The organism is Emticicia aquatica (assembly GCF_923079645.1).
Taxonomy (GTDB): domain Bacteria; phylum Bacteroidota; class Bacteroidia; order Cytophagales; family Spirosomataceae; genus Emticicia; species Emticicia aquatica.
The window spans coordinates 910667-931486 of record NZ_CAKLPY010000001.1 but is presented as its reverse complement, the minus strand read 5'-3'; the positions used below and the strand labels follow the sequence as shown (position 1 = coordinate 931486).

Annotated in this window: 19 protein-coding genes; 11 read left to right on the top strand and 8 right to left on the bottom strand. The window is 34.1% G+C overall.

Translation table 11 applies throughout. The annotated features are described in order from the left end of the window. The first annotated feature begins 38 nt into the window (after positions 1–38). From MJQ71_RS04045 to MJQ71_RS04035, 3 genes are all read left to right on the top strand, one after another. Positions 39–800, top strand: coding sequence for an SDR family NAD(P)-dependent oxidoreductase (locus MJQ71_RS04045; RefSeq protein ID WP_238804702.1), 762 nt, complete (start codon positions 39–41; stop codon positions 798–800). Positions 801–929: 129 nt separating this feature from the next. Beyond that, entirely contained in the window at positions 930–2261 is a 1332-nt protein-coding gene (locus MJQ71_RS04040) for an ATP-binding protein (protein ID WP_238804700.1), read from the top strand. 31 nt (positions 2262–2292) lie between these two features. Next, positions 2293–3528: a hypothetical protein gene (locus MJQ71_RS04035; RefSeq protein WP_238804697.1), complete on the top strand. Its 1236-nt coding sequence runs from the start codon at positions 2293–2295 to the stop codon at positions 3526–3528. Between the two features lie 54 nt (positions 3529–3582). Here the strand turns inward: MJQ71_RS04035 and MJQ71_RS04030 are convergent, their stop codons facing one another. The 3 genes from MJQ71_RS04030 to MJQ71_RS04020 all read right to left on the bottom strand — a co-directional run bounded on the left by MJQ71_RS04030 (position 3583) and on the right by MJQ71_RS04020 (position 6565). Then, positions 3583–5295 carry a VRR-NUC domain-containing protein gene (locus tag MJQ71_RS04030; protein WP_238804695.1) on the bottom strand — a complete coding sequence of 571 codons (1713 nt, stop codon included), beginning with the start codon at positions 5293–5295 and terminating at the stop codon, positions 3583–3585. Between the two features lie 42 nt (positions 5296–5337). Then, positions 5338–6102 carry an MBL fold metallo-hydrolase gene (locus MJQ71_RS04025; RefSeq protein ID WP_238804693.1) on the bottom strand — a complete coding sequence of 255 codons (765 nt, stop codon included), beginning with the start codon at positions 6100–6102 and terminating at the stop codon, positions 5338–5340. Positions 6103–6196: 94 nt separating this feature from the next. After that, on the bottom strand, positions 6197–6565 hold the full coding sequence (locus tag MJQ71_RS04020) for a response regulator (protein WP_238804691.1): 369 nt from the start codon (positions 6563–6565) through the stop codon (positions 6197–6199). 224 nt (positions 6566–6789) lie between these two features. Here MJQ71_RS04020 and MJQ71_RS04015 point away from each other — a divergent pair, with 224 nt between their 5' ends. Beyond that, entirely contained in the window at positions 6790–7551 is a 762-nt protein-coding gene (locus MJQ71_RS04015) for a UDP-2,3-diacylglucosamine diphosphatase (RefSeq protein ID WP_238804689.1), read from the top strand. Between the two features lie 56 nt (positions 7552–7607). On the opposite strand, the gene MJQ71_RS04010 is transcribed toward MJQ71_RS04015, so the two are convergent. Together MJQ71_RS04010 and rfbC are read right to left on the bottom strand one after the other, a co-directional pair. After that, the gene (locus MJQ71_RS04010) at positions 7608–8381 is read right to left on the bottom strand and encodes a tyrosine-protein phosphatase (RefSeq protein WP_238804687.1); all 774 of its coding nucleotides are present in this window, start codon (positions 8379–8381) and stop codon (positions 7608–7610) included. 217 nt (positions 8382–8598) lie between these two features. Further along, entirely contained in the window at positions 8599–9135 is a 537-nt protein-coding gene (gene rfbC, locus MJQ71_RS04005; RefSeq protein ID WP_238804684.1) for a dTDP-4-dehydrorhamnose 3,5-epimerase, read from the bottom strand. Between the two features lie 175 nt (positions 9136–9310). Here rfbC and pyrF point away from each other — a divergent pair, with 175 nt between their 5' ends. Both pyrF and MJQ71_RS03995 read left to right on the top strand, forming a co-directional pair. Further along, positions 9311–10135: an orotidine-5'-phosphate decarboxylase gene (gene pyrF, locus MJQ71_RS04000; protein WP_238804682.1), complete on the top strand. Its 825-nt coding sequence runs from the start codon at positions 9311–9313 to the stop codon at positions 10133–10135. 86 nt (positions 10136–10221) lie between these two features. Further along, the gene (locus tag MJQ71_RS03995; RefSeq protein WP_238804680.1) at positions 10222–11493 is read left to right on the top strand and encodes a DUF2851 family protein; all 1272 of its coding nucleotides are present in this window, start codon (positions 10222–10224) and stop codon (positions 11491–11493) included. Between the two features lie 41 nt (positions 11494–11534). On the opposite strand, the gene MJQ71_RS03990 is transcribed toward MJQ71_RS03995, so the two are convergent. Both MJQ71_RS03990 and MJQ71_RS03985 read right to left on the bottom strand, forming a co-directional pair. Next, complete coding sequence (locus tag MJQ71_RS03990) at positions 11535–11741, bottom strand: hypothetical protein (RefSeq protein ID WP_238804678.1); 207 nt, start codon at positions 11739–11741, stop codon at positions 11535–11537. Positions 11742–11745: 4 nt separating this feature from the next. After that, on the bottom strand, positions 11746–13245 hold the full coding sequence (locus MJQ71_RS03985; protein WP_238804677.1) for a CCA tRNA nucleotidyltransferase: 1500 nt from the start codon (positions 13243–13245) through the stop codon (positions 11746–11748). A 262-nt stretch (positions 13246–13507) separates the two neighbouring features. On the opposite strand from MJQ71_RS03985, the gene MJQ71_RS03980 reads away from it, so the two are divergent. Together MJQ71_RS03980 and MJQ71_RS03975 are read left to right on the top strand one after the other, a co-directional pair. After that, the gene (locus MJQ71_RS03980) at positions 13508–14788 is read left to right on the top strand and encodes an NAD(P)/FAD-dependent oxidoreductase (RefSeq protein ID WP_238804676.1); all 1281 of its coding nucleotides are present in this window, start codon (positions 13508–13510) and stop codon (positions 14786–14788) included. 227 nt (positions 14789–15015) lie between these two features. After that, entirely contained in the window at positions 15016–16140 is a 1125-nt protein-coding gene (locus MJQ71_RS03975) for a DUF4249 domain-containing protein (RefSeq protein WP_238804675.1), read from the top strand. Between the two features lie 16 nt (positions 16141–16156). On the opposite strand, the gene MJQ71_RS03970 is transcribed toward MJQ71_RS03975, so the two are convergent. Continuing rightward, the gene (locus MJQ71_RS03970) at positions 16157–17011 is read right to left on the bottom strand and encodes an AraC family transcriptional regulator (RefSeq protein WP_238804674.1); all 855 of its coding nucleotides are present in this window, start codon (positions 17009–17011) and stop codon (positions 16157–16159) included. A gap of 196 nt (positions 17012–17207) precedes the next feature. Here MJQ71_RS03970 and MJQ71_RS03965 point away from each other — a divergent pair, with 196 nt between their 5' ends. The 3 genes from MJQ71_RS03965 to MJQ71_RS03955 all read left to right on the top strand — a co-directional run bounded on the left by MJQ71_RS03965 (position 17208) and on the right by MJQ71_RS03955 (position 20819). After that, entirely contained in the window at positions 17208–18113 is a 906-nt protein-coding gene (locus MJQ71_RS03965) for a dihydrodipicolinate synthase family protein (protein WP_238804673.1), read from the top strand. 2 nt (positions 18114–18115) lie between these two features. After that, positions 18116–19117: a 4-hydroxyproline epimerase gene (locus MJQ71_RS03960; protein WP_238804671.1), complete on the top strand. Its 1002-nt coding sequence runs from the start codon at positions 18116–18118 to the stop codon at positions 19115–19117. Between the two features lie 82 nt (positions 19118–19199). Then, entirely contained in the window at positions 19200–20819 is a 1620-nt protein-coding gene (locus MJQ71_RS03955) for an AAA family ATPase (RefSeq protein WP_238804669.1), read from the top strand. Position 20820: the final 1 nt, after the last annotated feature.

The following is a 20820-nucleotide window of genomic DNA, read 5'->3' as shown; positions in this document are numbered from 1 at the left end:
AAGATTTCAACCAAGAAAATTTTTCAACAAAACATTCAATGGATATAACAAAAATTGCATTAGTTACAGGCGGAAGTCGTGGATTAGGAAAAGACATGGTTTTACGTTTAGCCGAACAAGGAAAAGACATTATTCTTACTTATAACAACAATAGTTCTGACGCCGAAGATGTGGTAGCTCAAATCGTAACAATGGGGCGAAAAGCCGTTGCAATTCAACTAAATTTATCTATTTTTAGTAGTATTGATGATTTTGTTAGCTCTCTTTCAGAAACACTTTTAAACTCATTTGAAGGTAGAAAAATTGATTATTTAGTCAATAATGCAGGAATGGGAGCTACAATTTCCTTTGCCAATGCAACCGAAGCTGACTTTGATAATTTTACTAATGTACATTTTAAGGGAGTATATTTTCTAACTCAAAAACTGCTGTCATTACTGAATGATGGTGGAGGGATAGTCAATATTTCGTCAGGGACAACGCGTTTTGCAAACCCTGGATACAGTATTTATGCCTCAATGAAAAGTGCAGTTGAAACATTAACTCGTTACATTGCCAAAGAGTTGGGGCCAAGAGGAATTCGAGCCAATGTGGTTGCTCCAGGCCCAATTGAAACAGATTTTAACAATGCAGGAATCAAAAATAACGCTCAACTAAAAGGTTATTTAGCTTCTGTAACGGCGTTGGGAAGGGTTGGCAAAGCCGAAGATATTGGAAGTGTTGTTGCATTTTTATGTTCTGACCAAAGTCGATGGGTAAACGGCCAAAGAATCGAAGTATCTGGCGGAATAAATTTATAGAATCACTTAGTTATTCTTGCAAAGGCGTTCAAAATAAATGATTTATTTTGAACGCCTTTATTTTATTCAAAAAAACTAATCATTAATGAATCGTTTTTTTATCTTTGAAAAAAATCCAAAAACGAAAAAATGAATCAACAACAAATTGATGCTTTTAGAGAGGCATTAAAATTTTCTCCTGACAATTTACCACTACGAAAACTCCTTGCGGATTCATTATTTAATTTAGCTCGCTACGAAGAAGCTTTACCTGAATACAAAGAAACGATTCGACTTTCACCTGATAATATAGCGTTAAAAATTTCCCTCGCAGATACTTTTTTTCACCTGAAAAACTACTCAACTGCCAGATTTTTGCTCGAAGAAATACTCGACAATCAACCCAATCAAGCTCACGCAGCACTCATTCTTGCTAAAGTTTTATTAGAAACCAATGAATTAAAAGAAGCAAAACAAGTTTTTGATAATGCTGTGGACGAAAATCCAAATCTATACGATGCTGATTTTGAAGATATTCTTAATAAGAAAATTCGTGAATCAGGTTTGGCTTTGAGCAATGATTGGGTAGATGAAATTGAACAAATGTTTATTGATACTGACCTTGAAAAGCCTAAAATTGCTTTCAAGGATGTTGGCGGAATGGACGCAGTAAAAGAAGAGATTGCTCTAAAAGTAATTCATCCGATGACAAATCCAGATATTTATAAGGCATTTGGCAAAAAAATAGGTGGTGGGATTTTACTTTATGGACCTCCAGGTTGTGGAAAAACGTTGTTGGCAAGAGCAACTGCGGGCGAAATTAATGCTAATTTTATTTCAGTTGGTTTGAATGATGTACTTGATATGTGGATTGGAAGTTCAGAAAAAAACTTGCATAATATTTTCCAAGAAGCTCGATTGAATGCTCCATGTGTATTGTTTTTTGATGAAGTTGATGCTCTTGGTGCGAGCCGAAGCGATATGAGGCAAGCAGCTGGTAGATTTATCATCAACCAGTTTTTAGACGAAATGGATGGCGTAAAATATTCTAATGAAGGTGTTTTGATTTTGGGAGCAACCAATTGCCCTTGGTATTTGGATGCTGCATTCCGTAGGCCAGGACGATTCGACAGAATTATTTTTGTTCAACCGCCCGACCAAAAAGCTCGAGAAGAAATTTTAAAAATACAATTGGCCGAAAAACCAGTCGAAAATGTTGATATTCAATCAATTGCGAAACAAACACAAGATTATTCAGGAGCTGATTTAAAAGCAACCATCGATATTGCTGTTGAATTAAAATTACCCGAATCACTCAAACAAGGGCGAGTCATTCCGATTACAAATTCAGATTTAAAAAATGCCATCAGTAAGCATAAAGCTACCACAAAAGAATGGTTTGCAACGGCCAAAAACTACGCTCTTTACTCAAACGAAAGTGGTCTTTATGATGATATTTTGAAGTATTTGAAATTGAAATAACTATTATTTACCTTAATCAGCTATATTTTTTATGCAAAATTCTGACACGCAACTTCAACGAGCCAGACACCTCTATCAAATCAATAGAAAAGAACAAGCCATTGAGGAACTAACAAAATTATTAGAAACTGACCCTGATAATATAGATGCTTTATATATTATTGTACCTTGTTTGATTGAAATTGGTGATACAGAAAAAGCAGATATTTATTGGCAAAAACTTGTACAATTGACTCCAAATATTGGCTTGACTCATTATTACCATGCCATAATTTTGGATAAGTTTGACAAAGAAAAAGAAGCTGAAGAAGCAATTTGGGAAGCTATTCATTTAGAACCTTATGATGCTGATTTTTGGGCATTTCTTACAGCTATCTACATTGATAAGAAAGAATGGGAAAAAGCCCTCGAATATGCTGAAAAAGGATTAGAAATAGAGCCTGAGAATACGCTTTGCCTCAATCATCGAACCCTCTGCTTAACTAAACTTGATAGAAAAGACGAATTGAATGATAGCATCATTGATGCACTAAACGCCAATCCGTACAACTCTTATACACATACAAATGTTGGGTGGTCAAAATTAGAAAAAAATCAAAATAACGACGCCGAAGAGCATTTCAAAGAAGCATTACGTATTGACCCAAATAATGATTATGCCAAAGAAGGTATGAAAGAGACCATAAAAGCGAGAAATCCAATTTATCGTTTGTTTCTCAATTATTCATTTTGGATTGGCAAACAGCAATCTTTAGTACAATGGGCGGTGATTTTAGGAGTGTATTTTGCACAACGGACGCTCCCTCCCCCATTCAGCACAATTGTAATGATTATAGTTCTAACATCTTGGCTTATTACTCCACTATCTAATTTTATCTTGATATTTTATAAAAATGGCAAATTCCTTCTTACAAATCTTCAACGAATTGGTGCAACGATAATAGGAACTTTAATTGGAATTTCTATTCTTGGAGTGACAGTTGGACTTTTATTCAATTTGCCTGATATTACAACAATTATTGGTTTATTTGGTGTTTTTGCCTCACTTCCTATTGCAGGATTAACTTCTTCTGAAAGCAATTATAAACTTTGGTGGATAAAAATCATCGGATTTGGTCTTCCCGTCTGCGGGATTTTCGCTGTACTTATCATGCTTTCTGACTATGTTAATCTAAACCCAAATATCGAGCTTTTCAATTCCGTTTGGGATATTTTCTCAATTGGTTCTATTTTAACAACTTGGTTTTTTGCTTTTCGTTCAAGATAAATTAGCTTTTCTACTCGTTTATTTAGAATAAACGAGTAGAAAATTGCATTTTTATCAAGAAGTTACCTCTATTTCTTCTTCTAAACTATCATCTTCTCGCCAATAAACCCGCAAAACCTTTGCATTTACACCAATTTCTTCAAAATATTGAAGCCATGATAATTGTTGATTAGACAAATTATCGGTTGGAGATTTTACTTCTACAAAACAATATTCACCAGCTACATCATCCCACATAAAAAGGTCTGGAAAGCCACGCAGGTTTTCGACCAAGTTTTTCGACATTTCGTGCAGGATTTTTTTCATCGCTTCAAATTCTACCACTTCAACGGCTTTTCTGACAATCATCCAAATCTCCTCCAACCAAACCACGAATGGATTAGCAATACCAAATTTGGATTCATAACGCTCTCCCATGTAAATAAGCAAATCTTGAACATCAGCAAATCCATCTAAATGACTAATAATCAAATCTTTACGTTTTTCATAAAAATCAGGCAAATACAAATCTGAAGGACGACGTTGAAATGGATGATGAAATGCCACCAAACTTGGGTCAAAAACAATGTCCCAAAAAACTAAGCCAAAAATAGCTCGCCAAAGATGATTTTCAGCAAAAACAGCTAACTTACCCTCATTGTGATAATAATCAACTACTCCCATTTCAACTTGGTGACGAAAACTGATTGAAATTGTAATTGACTCTGCTTGATGAAGCCACGATGTTGTACTTTTTTTAGTTTTCTTTTTAGTGCTTAGTCTATTTAAGAAATCAATAGCAAAGAATTTTTCATCGGCATTTTTAGGAAATTCAATCATTTGTTGACAAAGCGAAAAAGCCTCATCAATGTAATTAAGTTTTTGCAAAGTTCTCACTTGTCGTTCACGAGAAGGAACTTGCTCGGTTAGACGAAACACCAATAATGCTTCATCTAATTGCCTGTTTTTTTCTAGAAAAGTAGCAATTTTAATAATTAATCGTTCATAAGCAGGTTTTGCGACTTCGCTTAATTCATCAACCGAATCAGCAAAGTTCATGAACCAATCATAAATTTCGAGCGGCGGAGAGGAATCTTTTAATTGAAGAAACAAATCATTCTGGTCGGTAATTAGCCATTTGTCTTCTGCATCTTTTCGGGTATTAAATCGGGCTACAAGTTTATCATCATCATGATTTTCAAATTGTACTAAACCCATATCTCGCATCACAAATTCTGTCATGTCAAGGTAACGATTCCCGAAAAACAAAAACTTCATAAATGTCACCTCAAACTCAAAACAAACCTTGATAATAGGTTCAAAGTCATTGAGTTTTTCAACAATTTCATTCAAGCTAAAATCTTGTAGAATTGCTTCTACCAATCCTTCTTTTTTGAGTTTTTTGTATGGAACTTTTTCTTTTTTTTGTAACCCTGAAAACAAGTCAACGATTTCTTTTCCATTCAAAACATTCAAAATTTCTTTTCCAAAAGTTTGGTGTTTTTCTTCGTTGATGGCCTCAATAAACTCTCGTTCCAATAATTCATTAAGCAATGCTGGAATATCTGATAACTCACTGTATGACAACTTATTAACTCTAAAAAAAAGTCCTCTTCTATTTGAAAAACGAATAAAAAGGCATTGAGCATCTTCACTCAAACAATAGTATTTTCTCAAGAAACGCCACTCTTTTTCATTCAAAATATGGCGGTATTTTTCTTGAACAAAATCCAATACATAATTAAAATATTCGAGATAATATTTTGGAGGAAGGTCGTTTTGAGCCACTTATTTAATGGAAGATAAGTTAAGTAGATTATCTTGACTAATTTACAACTTAATTTTTAGACCGTCATAAGCCAATCTTATATTAGGCGGAAGTTCTTTTTCTACATCACTGTGCAGCCCCATTTTGTGGCTAATATGTGTCAAATATGTCATTTCGGCATTTACTTTTTGAGCAACTTCAATGGCCTCATCAAGCGTAAAATGTGAAATATGTTTATTGCGTTGCAAAGCTCCTAAAACCAAGATTTTCGTACCATAAACTTTTTCTAATTCTGATTCAGCAATAAAATTCACATCCGTAATATAAGTAAAATCTTTGATTCTGAACCCAAATACTGGTAGTTGATGATGTAGCACTTCGATTGGTGTGAATAACACATTTTCAATATTAAATGCTTGATTATCAATCTTATGCAAATTTAGCAATGGCACGCCTGGGTATTTTTGTTCTTCAAAAGCGTAGGCAAATTCACGTTTGAGTTGGCTTAAAACTCGTGGATGTGCGTAAAGGTCTAAATGCTGAATACCATGAAGATAATTGTAGGGACGAATATCGTCAAGACCGGCAGTATGGTCTTTGTGTTCGTGCGTGTATAGAACGCCATCAATTCTAGGAATTCGTTCTCTGAGAGCTTGCTGCCTAAAATCAGGACCAGTATCAATAACAAAACTCATATTATCAACTTCAATCCAAACCGACACTCTTAGGCGTTTATCTCTATAATCTAATGAATTACAAATTTCACATCCACATGTCAGTACTGGAATTCCGCCCGAAGTACCTGTTCCAAGAAAAGTTACTTGCATTTTGTTATGATTGTATGAGTGAATGATATTATGATAGAATGATTCAAAAATCGTTACCTATTCAATCATTCACTCATTCAACCATTGAGAATTCTTACTCTGTTAATCCTTTTACAACTTCGACTAATTTATCAAAATTTAATGGTTTCATTAAAGCATCATTGAAGCCCGCTTCTTTGAAATCAGTATCAGAATAATTTTTTGCATTTCCAGTAATGGCAACCACTGGCAATTTTGCTTTTGCTTTGTCTTTCAATTCACGAATTGCCTTCACACATTCCATACCATCCATAATCGGCATATTAATGTCAAGCAACAAGATATCAAAATCTTCTTTGTCGAGCAATTGCATCACTTGTTCGCCATTTTTAACGGCAGTAATTTCAAAATTTTGGAATTCCAAAATCTTCTTGGCTAAGTTCTGAATTACAGAGCTATCTTCGGCAATTAATACTCGTTTCATTAGAGAATAATATTGTTTAATAAAATGGTCTTAAAGATTTTGACGTAAATATAAGGAAAGAAGGTTTTCAACAAAATCAAAATTTTGTATTATTTCAAATATACGCATAATAAGTATCAAAACAGTTATTATTTTAACAAAATTTGTACTTTATTTTAAAATATTCGTAAAATTTTACGTCATTCGTATTATAATTTTATTTTTTCAGTTTTGTTCCTTTTTCAATGAATCGAATTATTCCCGCAGGAAAAAAAATTTATTTTGCTTCGGATTTTCACTTGGGTGCTCCCGACCATGACCAAAGTCTTATCCGTGAACGCCGAATTATTAATTGGCTAGAATCTATTCGTCACGATGCCGAAATTATTTTTTTAGTCGGCGATTTATTTGATTTCTGGTACGAATATAAAAACGTAGTACCCAAAGGATTTGTTAGATTTTTCGGAAAATTAGCTGAATTATCAGATGCAGGAATTGAAATAATTGTCTTTTTAGGTAATCGAGATATGTGGATGACCGATTATTTTGAAAAAGAAATGAATATCAAAACTATTCGCAGACCAAGAGTTTTTACTTTTAATGATAAAACTTTCTACGTTGGACATGGAGACGGCCTCGGAGCAGACGATTTTGGTTATAAATTTTTGAAAGTAATTTTTGAAGGTAAACTACCAAGATTTCTTTTTGGCCGCATTATGCACCCCAATTTAGGTTTACTTATTGGGCAAATATGGACAAAACACAGTTGGTATAAAAAACGTACTGCTGAAAAATTCTTGGGTGAAAAAAAAGAACATTTGGTGCAATATTCCAAAAAAGTGGAAGCCAAAACTCACCACGATTTTTATATTTTTGGGCATCGCCATACAATGGTCGATATGGATATTTCACCAACGGCAAGATACATCAATCTTGGAGACTGGATTTGGTACAATAGTTACGCTGTTTTTGATGGCCAAAAATTAGAACTACTATCTTATACCTAAAAAAGGTGTAATCCTATTCGATTACACCTTTTTTAAACCAAATTTGGTTAGTTATTTTATGCAAAAATGCTTTTTTTCTTCTCTAAAAGAGAATTATTAAGCAAATTGAGTTTTTCAATATCTTTAAAAATATTCAGCTTAAAAGCAGATTTTATACTATGCAATTGAGCAAAACTATGACAATCAGTTCCTAAAAATGCTACTAATTGTTTATTAATCAGCAATTCTGCTAAATCTTGGGCTGGTTTTGAATAATAGCCCGTTAATGAACCAATATTTACTTGAAAAAGTACACCATTGAATGCCAAACGATTAATAACTTCTAAATCGTTTAGGTTTACATAACGTTCGGGATGAGCCAAAACTGGGGTATAACCCGCTTGTTTGATTCTTATGGCTGATTCTAATAGATATGAAGGTCTAGTGATAAAAGATGCTTCAAAAAGTAAGTATTTTTTTTCTCCGCCAAAAGTAAGAATTTCTCTTTTTTCAATGAGATTAAATAATTCTTCCTCCAAATAATATTCGGCAGCAGCTTCCAATTCAATGGCAATATTTCGTCTTTTTAAAACACTTCGTAGTACATGCAACGATTGTAAAATATCTTCAGGTGCATTATTATAATACCCACTCATCACATGCGGAGTAAGTATAATTTTGCGATAGCCCATGACGTACATTTCTTTGATAATCTCAACGCTTTTTTCGATATCAGCAGGACCATCATCAAGTTGTGGAAGTAAATGTGCATGAACATCAACCGACAAACAATGATTTGGAAAAACCTTGGGACTTTCCGAAACACGCTTTTTAAATATTGAGTCAAACATTGAAAAAATTAGGTTTACTGTCATATAGTAGGATTCAGTCATTTAACACCAAAAATTAGTGTTTCTTGAAAGCCTACTATTCCAAGACCATGCCAAACAGCCTAGTATTAAACAAAAAAATAGCAAGCGGTAGTAAACGCTTGCTATCAATATGATTAAAAATATAATTCTTACAAGAATCTAAATTGGTACAATTTATGACAATCCAGAAAAGGAATTATTTTCCAAATAAACTACGGAAAGTAGGTAATTCTAAATCTTTTTCTGAAACATTTGGATTTTCAATTCCCCAATCAATTTTTAACTCTTCATCGTTCCAAATGATACCACCTTCAGCTGCTTTATTATAATTATTGGTACATTTATATGAAAAAATCGAGTCTTCGAGAGCAGCAAAACCATGACCAAATCCAGCTGGAATATAAACCATATTTTGTAAATTTGCATCAAGCACAAATTTATGATGCTGGCCAAAAGTTGGAGAATCAGGACGCAAATCAACTGCTACATCAATTACTTTTCCTGTAATAACTCTTACTAATTTTCCTTGAGCAAAAGGTTCGTTTTGGTAATGAATCCCACGCAAAACACCTGCTGTTGAGAACGATTGGTTGTCTTGAACAAATTCAAACGGAATACCGTTATTTGCAAAAACCTCTTTTCGATATGACTCAAAGAAAAACCCTCTTGCATCACTAAAAACTCTAGGATATATTTCAATTAATCCTTCAATACTTGTTGGTTTGAACTCCATTCTGGTTTGATATTATAATTTAGTAAGTTCTATTTTTTAAAACTTTGACCGCAATAGCCTAATAATTATCTAGCTATCAATTAAACACAAAAGTAGTGTATCCTAAATAAATTACCGCTATTTTTCTAATTAAATGATATTATTTACGGAAATTTGCCCCTAAAATCAATATATAATGACAAAACAACAACTTTTTGAGCAAATTTCTCAAAAAAACTCTTATTTGTGTGTAGGCCTAGATACTGATATAAAAAAAATTCCTACACATTTGCTGAAAGAAAAAGACCCAATCTTTGAATTCAACCGCCAAATCATTGACGCAACCATAGACTACACAGTTGCTTACAAACCAAATATCGCTTTTTATGAAGCTTTGGGAGCTAAAGGTTGGGAAAGCTTACAAAAAACCATTGAGTATATACCAAAAAACTGTTTCACAATTGCTGATGCAAAACGTGGCGACATTGGTAATACATCAGGCCTTTATGCCCGTACTTTTTTTGATAAATCATCATCTGGTTTGGATTTTGACTCAGTAACGGTTGCTCCATATATGGGGCGTGATTCGGTTGACCCTTTTCTCGAATTTGATGATAAATGGGTAATTTTATTAGCTCTAACTTCAAATGCAGGAAGCGAAGATTTTCAACAATTATCTATTGGAGATAAATTTCTATTTGAACAAGTAATTTTAACTTCTCAAAAATGGGCTGATAGCGAACGAATGATGTATGTTGTAGGTGCAACAAAAGCAGATAAATTACTGAAAATTAGAGAATTAGCACCAGACAACTTTTTACTTGTTCCTGGAGTTGGAGCTCAAGGTGGTAGTTTAGAAGAAGTTTCTCGATACGGCATGAACAAACATTGTGGCTTACTTGTAAACTCTTCTAGGGCAATTATTTATGCCTCATCAGGTGAAGATTTTGCTCAAAAAGCTAAAATAGAAGCACAAAAAGTACAACAAGAGATGAGCAAATATTTGGCAGAATATCTGTAAATTTCAATCCATATTCCATACGCATACGCTCTTGTAAAACATTGAGCGTATGCCACTCATTCACAACTTTTATAAGAAAAAATCCCATGACTGAAGCTTTCATTCATTATTTATGGCAATTTCAGCAATTTGACCAATCTAATTTGCAAACCATTTCTGGAGAAAAAATTTCTGTCTTCAAAACTGGTTTTCTGAACACTAATGCTGGTCCTGATTTTACAAATGCCCGCATACAAATCGGAACAATTGAGTGGGCTGGAAATGTAGAAATACACCTACGTTCTTCGGATTGGAAACTACATAAGCACCAGCAAGATGAAGCGTATAATAATGTTATTTTACACGTAGTTTGGGAAAATGACCAACCAATTGTTCGACAAGATAAAAGCCTCATAGCAACCTTAGAGTTGAAAAAAATAACTGACATTGGTTTATTGTATAAATATCAAAATCTTCTTGATAATCAGGCTATTATTCCATGTAAAGAGCTTTTTTCAGAAGCATCAAATCTATCAAAAATAGCAATTTTAGATAAAGTTTTGGCAAAAAGATTGGAACAAAAAGCTCAAGTAGTTGAAGAACTATACAATAAAAACAATGGAGATTGGGAAGAAACAACTTACCATTTTTTGGCAAAAAACTTTGGTTTTAAACTCAATTCTGAAGCTTTTTTAAGTCTTGCTCAAAATTTACCTTTGAAGGTTTTACAAAAACATCGTAATAATCTTTTCCAAATCGAAGCTATGCTTTTCGGGCAAGCGGGTTTATTAGATTCTGTTGATGATTATTCTGCTAAACTAAAACAAGAATATGATTTTTTTTCTACAAAATTTTCACTAAAATCATCTGCTTTAAGTGCCAAACAATGGAAGTTTCTTCGCACTCGACCAGCCAATTTCCCAACCATCCGCTTGGCTCAATTTGCTAATTTACTGACACAGCAACAAAGTTTTTTTTCACTATTTACTCAAACCGATTCACTTGAAAACATACAAAAAGCACTAAAAGTTGAACAATCAGTTTATTGGCAAGAACATTATAATTTTGGAAAAAAAGCCAACAAAAAATTAGTTGGATTAGGGAAAGATTCTACTAATAATATTTTGATAAATACGGTTATTCCACTACTGGCTTTGTATTCACAAAAGACTGACAATCAATACATTATGGATAAATGCATTCGATTTTTGGAGACTATTCCCGCAGAGAAAAATCATATTACAGATATTTGGGAAAGTTTAGGATTAACTATAAAATCTTCGTTCGATTCGCAGGCGAGCATCGAACTTTATAATAATTTCTGCATGCAAAAACGATGTTTGCAATGTAATGTAGGAATTGAGATTTTGAAAAAATAAATTTTCGAGACGCAAAAAATTGCGTCTCGAAAATCAAAAAACTATGTACGATTTACCATCGAAATGCCCGAAATCAATAAAATAAGGCCAAGCACCGCAGGTGCTATTTTTCTTGCACCTTTTACAGCCAAACCCATTACGTTATCATCGGCAGACATAAATGCAATACAGGCAAATAACAATAATAATAAGCCTATTCCTGCTAAAATTCCACCAAGCATTCTTTTGAACTTTGTTCCGTCATTCATAAATTTACGTGTTTTCGAGTTTAGGTTTTTCTAAAATTATTCTAATTTCTTCTTTATTTTTTATTGGTTTAAAATTCATTTTTTTGCCTTCATTTACCACAAAATCAAACGAAGGCTCAAATTCATTAGGAATGATGCCTTCTAAAACTGCTTCTCGCAAAGCAAGTTTAATGATGCCCACTTCTTTTGAAGGTTTCAAATCGAAAACCTCCATAATTATTTCACCTGTAATTACTGGCTGAAAATTACGAAGTTTATCCTTTTCTTCCAATTCTACAAGCATTTCTTCAACTTTATCGAAGTTGGCCAAATATTTTCTTACTTTATTTGGGTCTTTTGAAGTAATATCGGCACGACATAAAATCATCAAATATTCTAAATCTTCACCTGCTTCAAACAACAATCGTCGCAATGCTGAATCTGTAATACTTTCTTTCGCCAAAGCAATCGGGCGAAGATGCAAACGAACCAACTTTTTGACCATTCTCATTTTTCCATCCAATGGCAATTTTAATTTTCGAAAAATCGTTGGGGTCATTTTCCCACCTAATTCTTCATGTCCATGAAAAGACCAACCCACTTTTGGATGAAACCGTTTGGTGGCAGGTTTGGCAATATCGTGTAAAATTGCAGCCCATCTTAACCATAAATCGTTTGACCTAAGAGCCACATTATCAAGCACTTGCAAGGTATGATAGAAATTATCTTTATGCCCTTTACCATCCATCGTTTCTACGCCTTGAAGTTCACAAAACTCAGGGAAAATGATTTGTAAGAGCCCTGTATAGTAAAGTAATTTAAAGCCATAAGAAGGTACTTTTGAGAGTACAATTTTATTTAATTCATCCGTAATTCGTTCCTGCGAAACAATACTGATACGGTCTTTCATAGCCGAAATGGCATCAAATGTATTTCCATCAATATCAAAACCTAATTGGGACGCAAACCTCACTGCACGCATCATGCGAAGTGGGTCATCAGAAAAAGTGATTGCAGGTTCTAGTGGAGTACGAATCAATTTTCGCTTAATATCTTCAACGCCACCGAAAGGGTCGATTAAGTCGCCAAAATTGGCTTTATTAAGCGAAACTCCAAGAGCATTTATTGTAAAATCTCTGCGATTTTGGTCATCTTCAAGCGTTCCATCTTCGACCAAAGGTTTACGAGAATCGTGGCGATAAGACTCTCGCCTCGCTCCTACAAATTCAATTTCAATTGGGCAGTTTTCCGCATCGACTGATTTAATTTGTGCTGTACCAAAATTTTTAAAGAAACTTACATGGACATGCTCCTGCCCTTTCAAAATTTCTAAATTTTTAGCAACTTTTTCGGCCAAAGTAATGCCACTTCCCACACAAACAACATCAATATCTTTATTTGGGCGATGCAAGATAAGGTCACGTACGTAACCACCAATCACATAAGTATCAACATTCAATTCTGCTGCCGAACGTGCAATTAGTTCAAAAATGGGTTCGTTTTGTAGGTTTTCTTTGAAATTCAAGGCAATTAGGCTAAAAGTAAATCGACAACGTTTTGCCGTTATCTAGGTGTTTTTATAACAAGATATTGATAAATTTATATCTTTCATTCACAAAGATACAAAGGATTGAAGACCTAAGCAATTGCTCAAAGAATATTGAAGAAATGTAAAAAAAACAAATGAAAAGGCTTAATTTTGGCTTATCAAAATACGATACAAATCTTATAATTTAACAGCGTGAGATACATTTCTGCGACTATTACCACTGTTTATTCATAAAATAATGACTCCAAATATTCCTGAAACTTCCCAAAAACGCATCGTTATTGTCGGTGCAGGTTTTGGAGGATTGGCACTTGCTCAAAAATTAGCCAAACACGATGTTCAAATTGTTTTGATTGATAAAAATAATTACCACCAATTTCAACCACTTTTTTATCAAGTTGCGATGGCAGGACTTGAACCAAGTTCGATTTCATTTCCATTACGCAAGATTTTTCAGAACAAAAAAAATGTTCATATTCGTATCACAAAAGTTTTGAAAGTAGTTACTGAAGAAAACAGAATCGAAACAGATTTGGGTGAGCTACATTATGATTATTTGATAATGGCGATGGGAGCAGATACTAATTTCTTTGGCATGAAAAATATTATCGAAAATGCCATGCCAATGAAATCAGTTTCAGAAGCTATCTATTTGAGAAACAAGGTTTTACAAAATTTAGAAGATGCATTAACCGCACCGGATGCTGATACTCGTGAAGGTTTAATGAATATGGTTGTGGTCGGAACTGGCCCAACAGGTGTTGAAGTTTCGGGAACTTTAGCAGAAATGAAACGCCTTATTTTGCCCAAAGATTACCCAGAATTAGACTTCAATTTGATGAAAATCTATCTATTTGGTTCTTCTGCCGAAGTTTTGGAAGTGATGTCGGAAGATGCTTCTAAAAAAAGTAAAGAGTATCTGGAACGGTTGGGTGTAATTGTAAGAAATGGGGTTAGAATTACCGATTTTGATGGGAAATATGCTTATACACAATCGGGCGAAAAAATTAGAACAAATAATGTAGTGTGGGCAGCAGGAATTAAAGGAAATTCGATTGAAGGTTTTCCGAAAGAGATTTATGCTGCTGGTAATCGCTTGAAAGTCAATGCATTCAATCAAGTCGATGGTTTGCCAAATATCTTTGCTGTTGGCGATATTGCATTAATGAGTGGTGACCCGAAATTTCCGAACGGTCATCCGCAAGTAGCTCAACCTGCCATTCAACAAGGTGAATTATTAGCTAAAAATTTAATAAAAATCATTCGTAAAGAAGAGCCTGTCGGCTTTGAATATAAAGATTTAGGCTCAATGGCAACGGTTGGAAGGCATTTGGCGGTTGTTGATTTACCTTTCTGGAAATTTCAAGGGGCTTTTGCGTGGTATGTGTGGATGTTTGTGCATTTAATGGCAATTTTGGGCGTAAAAAATAAAGTAATGGTATTTATCAACTGGCTTTGGAATTACGTCACTTATGACCAATCACTAAGATTGATTATTAAGCCGAAGGTAAAGCAGTAGTTTTTTCGTCCTCCACAGAGTCTCCCTTTTCAGGGGCTCTGTGGTTTTTGGTTTAATTGGTTTAAGTTTCCTGTTTTTTTCTTCTATTTACTCCTTTAGTTTTCTAAGTATCTCCCACGCCGATGAAACTGTTTCTTTTAATACTTTTTTGAATCAATCAAAATGTAATTTATAAAAATAACTAAATTTACAAAATTTTCGGTCTAACAGAGAAAATTAACCCCAAAATGAATGCTAAAATTACAACCCTTTTTGTAACACTATTACTGTGGGTTTCTGCCTGTGTAGAACCTTTTCAATTAGGAGTTGTAAGTGATGTACGAATTTTAACCGTAGATGCTACCCTTATTGATATTTCACAAGTACAACAAATCTCAATAACAGAGTCATTCAATGCAAAAGGAACAGCTTTTAGCTCGCCTGTTTTAAATGCGTCAGTAGAATTATTAGTTAATGGAAAGGAAATTATAAAATTTATCGAAAAAGGTGATGGAATATATGCCCTACCTTCAAATTTTAAGTTAAAAAAGGCTACAAATTATCAATTATTTTTTAAGAAAACGGATGGAAATAGTTATCAATCTGCCATTGAAAAACTTGTTGAAGTACCTGAAATACTTGACATTCACGATAAATTCTACAAAGATGGTATTTTGAAAAATGAAAAGTATATTCCTGCCAACTATGTGTTTATTGATACTAAAGACCCAACCGACGAAAAGAATAATTATCTCTGGACTTGGCAGCTTTGGGAACGACAAGATGTTTGTGAAACTTGTGAAGGAGGCCGATATTATACTGGTATAGGTTGTAAACAACAAATCGAATACCAAGGTCTTTTTTTTGATTACTATTGTGAAGGCGACTGCTGGGAAATTTTTAAAAGCTCAGACCTAAATATCTTAAACGATTTTACATCAAATGGTAAAATCATTACAAATAAATTAGTGGCTAAAATACCTTATTATACTATTAATGGTGCTTTGATTGAAATTAGTCAGCAATCTATCTCGACTGAAGCCTATCAATATTTAAAACTTCTTGCAGATCAAACTCAAAATAATGGTACTTTGGTTGATACTCCACCAGCAGCAATAATCGGAAACATTAAAAATATCAATAATTCTTATGAACCTATTGCTGGCTTTTTTATGATTAAAAGTATCAAAAATAAAAGATATTGGATAGATAGAACAGAACCATTTAAGTTGCAAATAAAACCCATTGGCTTGAGAGACCATACTTATAATCAAGAACCTGGCGTTTCTGGAGAAGCTGGTCGTCCGCCGTTAATTAAATGCCTTTTAGGACCCACTCGAACTCCTATCAAACCTGATGGGTGGCTTCAATAATTTTAGTTATCTCGTGCTAAAACTGCCTCAAATATGTACTTGGCGACATTTTCATACGCCGCTTAAATTGACGATTGAAATTAGAAACATTATTAAAACCACTCGCAAAACAAATTTCTAGCACACTTTTTTCATTGTTTTGCAACATTCGGCAGGCGTGACCGACACGTACATCATTCAAAAAATCAGAGAAAGTTTTTCGAGTGCGAAGTTTAAAAAATCTACAAAAAGCATTCGGAGTCATGTTAGCAATTTCGGCCACTTCTTCTAACGAAATTTCTCGCTCAAAGTTTTTCATTAAAAACTCAAACGTAGCATTAATTCGCTGATTATCAAGTTCTTTTTGCGGAGCTTGATACGTTATACTAGATAAAAACTCTTTTTTTGTCGAAATATCAATTTCATTCAAAATCTGTAAAAAAGTCAATAATTTATCAAAACCTTGTTTATTTGCTATTGATTTTATCAAATCCGTGAGGGCATTGGGTTCATTATTTCGGATTCGGATTCCTCTCGAAGCTTCCGTTAGTAATGCCTGCAAATGTTGTGTTTCAGGAATATCAAAGAAATTTTCTCCCAATAAATCTCCCCTAAAATATACCGAAACCGAGTATGCTCGCAGATTCTCGGCATAATATTCGGCATCATTTCGGAAAACATGTGGCAGATTACTTCCCAAAAAATAGACATCAAATGGCTGAAAACGCTCTACATTATCACCTACAAATTGGGTACCTGTACTTTCAATTACCAACGTAATTTGCCATTCAGGATGAAAATGTAAGGTATCATAAAAATATGGCAAATCATCAACTTGCACCCTGAAAGACTCAGTTTCAGTTTTTGGTATGCGAAATAAAAGTGGTTTCAAGATTAATTTAATAAAGATTTCTACAAACAAAACAAATAATTAAATACTAATTTACCCCAATATTATTAATTTATTTTAAATTTTGAATAATATAGTATAACTATTAGCCAACTAAAGATAAGTTTTTGATTTTTGTATGCCGTACTTTTGCAATATATTTCAAATATTTACTCATCATATTATTTAAAATTAGCAAATGAAACCATCTTGGATTGGCGTTTATCCTGCCGTAACGACTCCCTTTTTTCAAGACGAAAGCCTTGATTTAGATATGTTTAACTTCAACATCGAAAAACAAATCGAAGCAGGAGTGCATGGAATAATTATTTGTGGTTCGTTAGGTGAAAACGGAACGCTGACAACCGACGAAAAGCTCATTTTGCTTGAATCGGCTAAAAAAACAATTGCAGGACGTGTTCCGTTGGTTATTTGTATTGCAGAGTGTATCACTCGTGAGGCAGTTACTTTTGCTAAAACTTGTGAACAAGCTGGTGCTGAAGGTTTTATGTTGTTGCCACCGATGCGTTATTCGGCCGATGACCGTGAAATACTTCACTATTTACACCGTGTAGCCGATTCGACTGACTTGCCAGTATTGGCGTATAATAATCCGTTGGCGTACAAAAATTTTATCTCGATTCCTATGTTCCATGATTTGGCGGCGAACCCACATTTCGAGGCAATGAAAGAGTCAACTGGCGATATTCGTTATATGACAGATATTATCAATGAGTTTGGAGGACGCTTCAAAATTCTTTCGGGTGTGGATGATTTAGCTTACGAAAGCCTTGTGATGGGTGCTGATGGCTGGGTTGCAGGTTTGGTTGATGCGTTTCCTCGTGAGACAGTTGTGATTTATGAATTAGTAAAACAAGGCCGCTACGAAGAAGCCCGTGCTATTTATCGTTGGCACTTTCCCTTGATGCACTTGGATGTTTCGACTAAATTTATACAAAATATCAAACTCGCACAAGTTGCAACTGGCCTTGGTACCGAATGGGTTCGCGAACCACGTTTACCGTTGGCAGGCGAAGAAAGAGAGCGTATTTTGAAAATTATCAATGATTCTTTGGCAACGAGACCAGTTTTACCTCAGATTTAATTATGACAAAATCATTCTTTTGCATAGATGCCCATACTTGCGGAAACCCTGTTCGGCTCGTAGCTGGTGGTGGACCCAATTTGGAAGGTAAAAATATGTCCGAAAAACGCCAACATTTTCTTCGTGAATATGACTGGATTCGTAAAGGATTGATGTTCGAACCACGTGGACACGACATGATGTCGGGCAGTATTTTGTACCCACCCCACAACCCCGAAAACGATGTAGCAGTCTTATTTATCGAAACATCAGGCTGTTTACCGATGTGCGGACATGGAACAATTGGTACAATTACGATTGCTATCGAACATGGCCTAATTCAGCCAAAAAAGCCAGGTTTTGTCCGAATGGAAGCTCCAGCAGGTTTAGTTTTGATTGAATATAAGCAAGAAGGCAACAAGGTTAAATCCGTAAAATTGACTAATGTTGCTTCGTTTTTAGCGGCTGAAAATATCGAAGTTGAATGCCCTGATTTAGGAATTTTAAAAGTTGATGTAGCTTATGGTGGAAATTTTTATGCCATCGTTGATGTGCAGGAAAATTTCTCCGGCTTAGAGAATTATAGAGCCGACCAACTCATTACTTGGGCTAAAGTTTTGCGTGAAAGAATCAATGAAAAACACACTTTCATTCATCCCGAAAACCCAACAATTAATGGTCTTAGTCATATTGAATGGACAGGCAAAGTGATTGACCCAACATCAACCGCTCGAAACGCTGTTTTTTACGGAGACAAAGCCATCGACCGCTCACCTTGTGGTACTGGCACTTCGGCTCGAATGGCACAATGGGCTGCTAAAGATAAACTCAAACAAGGCGAGGAATTTATTCATGAAAGTATCATTGGCAGTAAATTTATTGGTAGAATTGAAGGAACGACTAAAGTTGGAGAAATAGATGCAATCTATCCAAGCATTGAAGGTTGGGCTAGAATTTACGGTAACAATACTATCACAATTGATGACCAAGACGACCCTTATGCGTTTGGTTTTCAGGTAATTTAGCCCTCTATACCTAAAGGGGAGTTATTTTAGATAATTTTATGTAATTAATGTTTAAATTTGTTTAAAATAGCTATTTCAGAAAATGCAAATTCAGAAAATACGACTTCAAAACTTCAAACGTTTTACCGATTTAATAATTGAAGATATTCCCGAAAACACTAAACTCGTGCTATTGATTGGTGCGAATGGTTCGGGAAAATCTTCCATTTTTGATGCTTTTGAGGTCTTAAATGTCTATTCAAGAAAACTTTTGCCTTCAGTAACAGCATTAGTTGAAAAATATTATCAAAAAAAGGATGATGCTTTCTTGATTGATATTACCTCAAATAAAGGATTTTTTCATTGTCAAACATGGTCTGAAACCAATAGCGGTAGCACAGTAGGAGAATTACCAATCAATTCTTTTTACGGAAGAACAAGTTTCAGACAAATATCAAGGTTGACAAAAACCGTTTTGGGTAGTGAATTAACCACTCAAAATGATGCAGACCGCCCCAAAATTTATATTGACCGAGATGAGCGTTTTGAGAATGACATTGAAAATATGCTTAGGGATATTCTAAAAAATGTCTTTTCAAGCGTTGATTCAAGTAAGTATATAAGAGAAAAGTATATCTACCCTATCAATCAAGCATTACATAGAATATTTAACAACGACCATAATATAGGGATTGAACTACTTGAAATTATTCCACCATTAGAAGGTAAAACAGCAGAGATTAATTTCAAAAAAGGCGATTCTGAAATTCACTATAATTTGCTTAGTGCTGGCGAAAAGGAAGTAATTAATATTTTATTCAATTTATTGAGTAGAAAGGATTTACTGCAAGATGCTATTTTGTTTTTTGATGAAATGGATTTGCATCTAAACACTGCCATTCAATATAATTTATTAAAGGAAATTACAGAAAATTGGATTCCTGATAACTCACAACTCTGGACAGCTTCTCATGCTTTGGGCTTTATTGATTATGCACGTAAAAGTGATGATGCAGTTATTATTGACTTTGATTCTCTCAATTTTGATATTGCTCAAACTCTTTTGCCTCAATCTAAGGAAATACTTGATGTTTTTGATATAGCTGTACCTAAAAGCATGCTTTCACAGCTTTTTAAAGGTAAAAAGATTATTTTCTGTGAAAACAAAAATGATGAATGGTACAATCTTTTGGGTCTTGAAAACACCATTTTTGTAGGTGGGAAAGCATCAAGAGAAGTTTTTTTACATATTAAAAGAGATTCCAATAATCATGCACTAAGAGACAGAGACTTTCTGACTGATGAAGAAATAGAAGCCATAAAAAAAGAATACCCAACTTATCATATTCTCAAATATTATGACTTTGAAAACTATATTTATCATCCAGATAATATTGCAGAACTTTCACCGGAGGGTTTTGATATAGAAACATATATTAAAGAAATCACTGAACAGAAAAATAAAAAACGTAACAGTATTTTAATGACAGTCGTTTCTTCAAGACAAACCTATGAGGAATTTAAAACAAACGACAAACTGAAATCAAACGATATAAATTCAATTGGAAAAGATTTAGAGAGTAATGAGTTAGAAAGATTCTACAAATTCTTTGATATGAAAGAACAGTTTAATAAAAGTTCAATAGCAAAACTAAATTTAAGCAAAGAAAAATTAGTTACAACCCAATGGTTTAAAAATAAGATTCAAGAAATCATAGACTAAA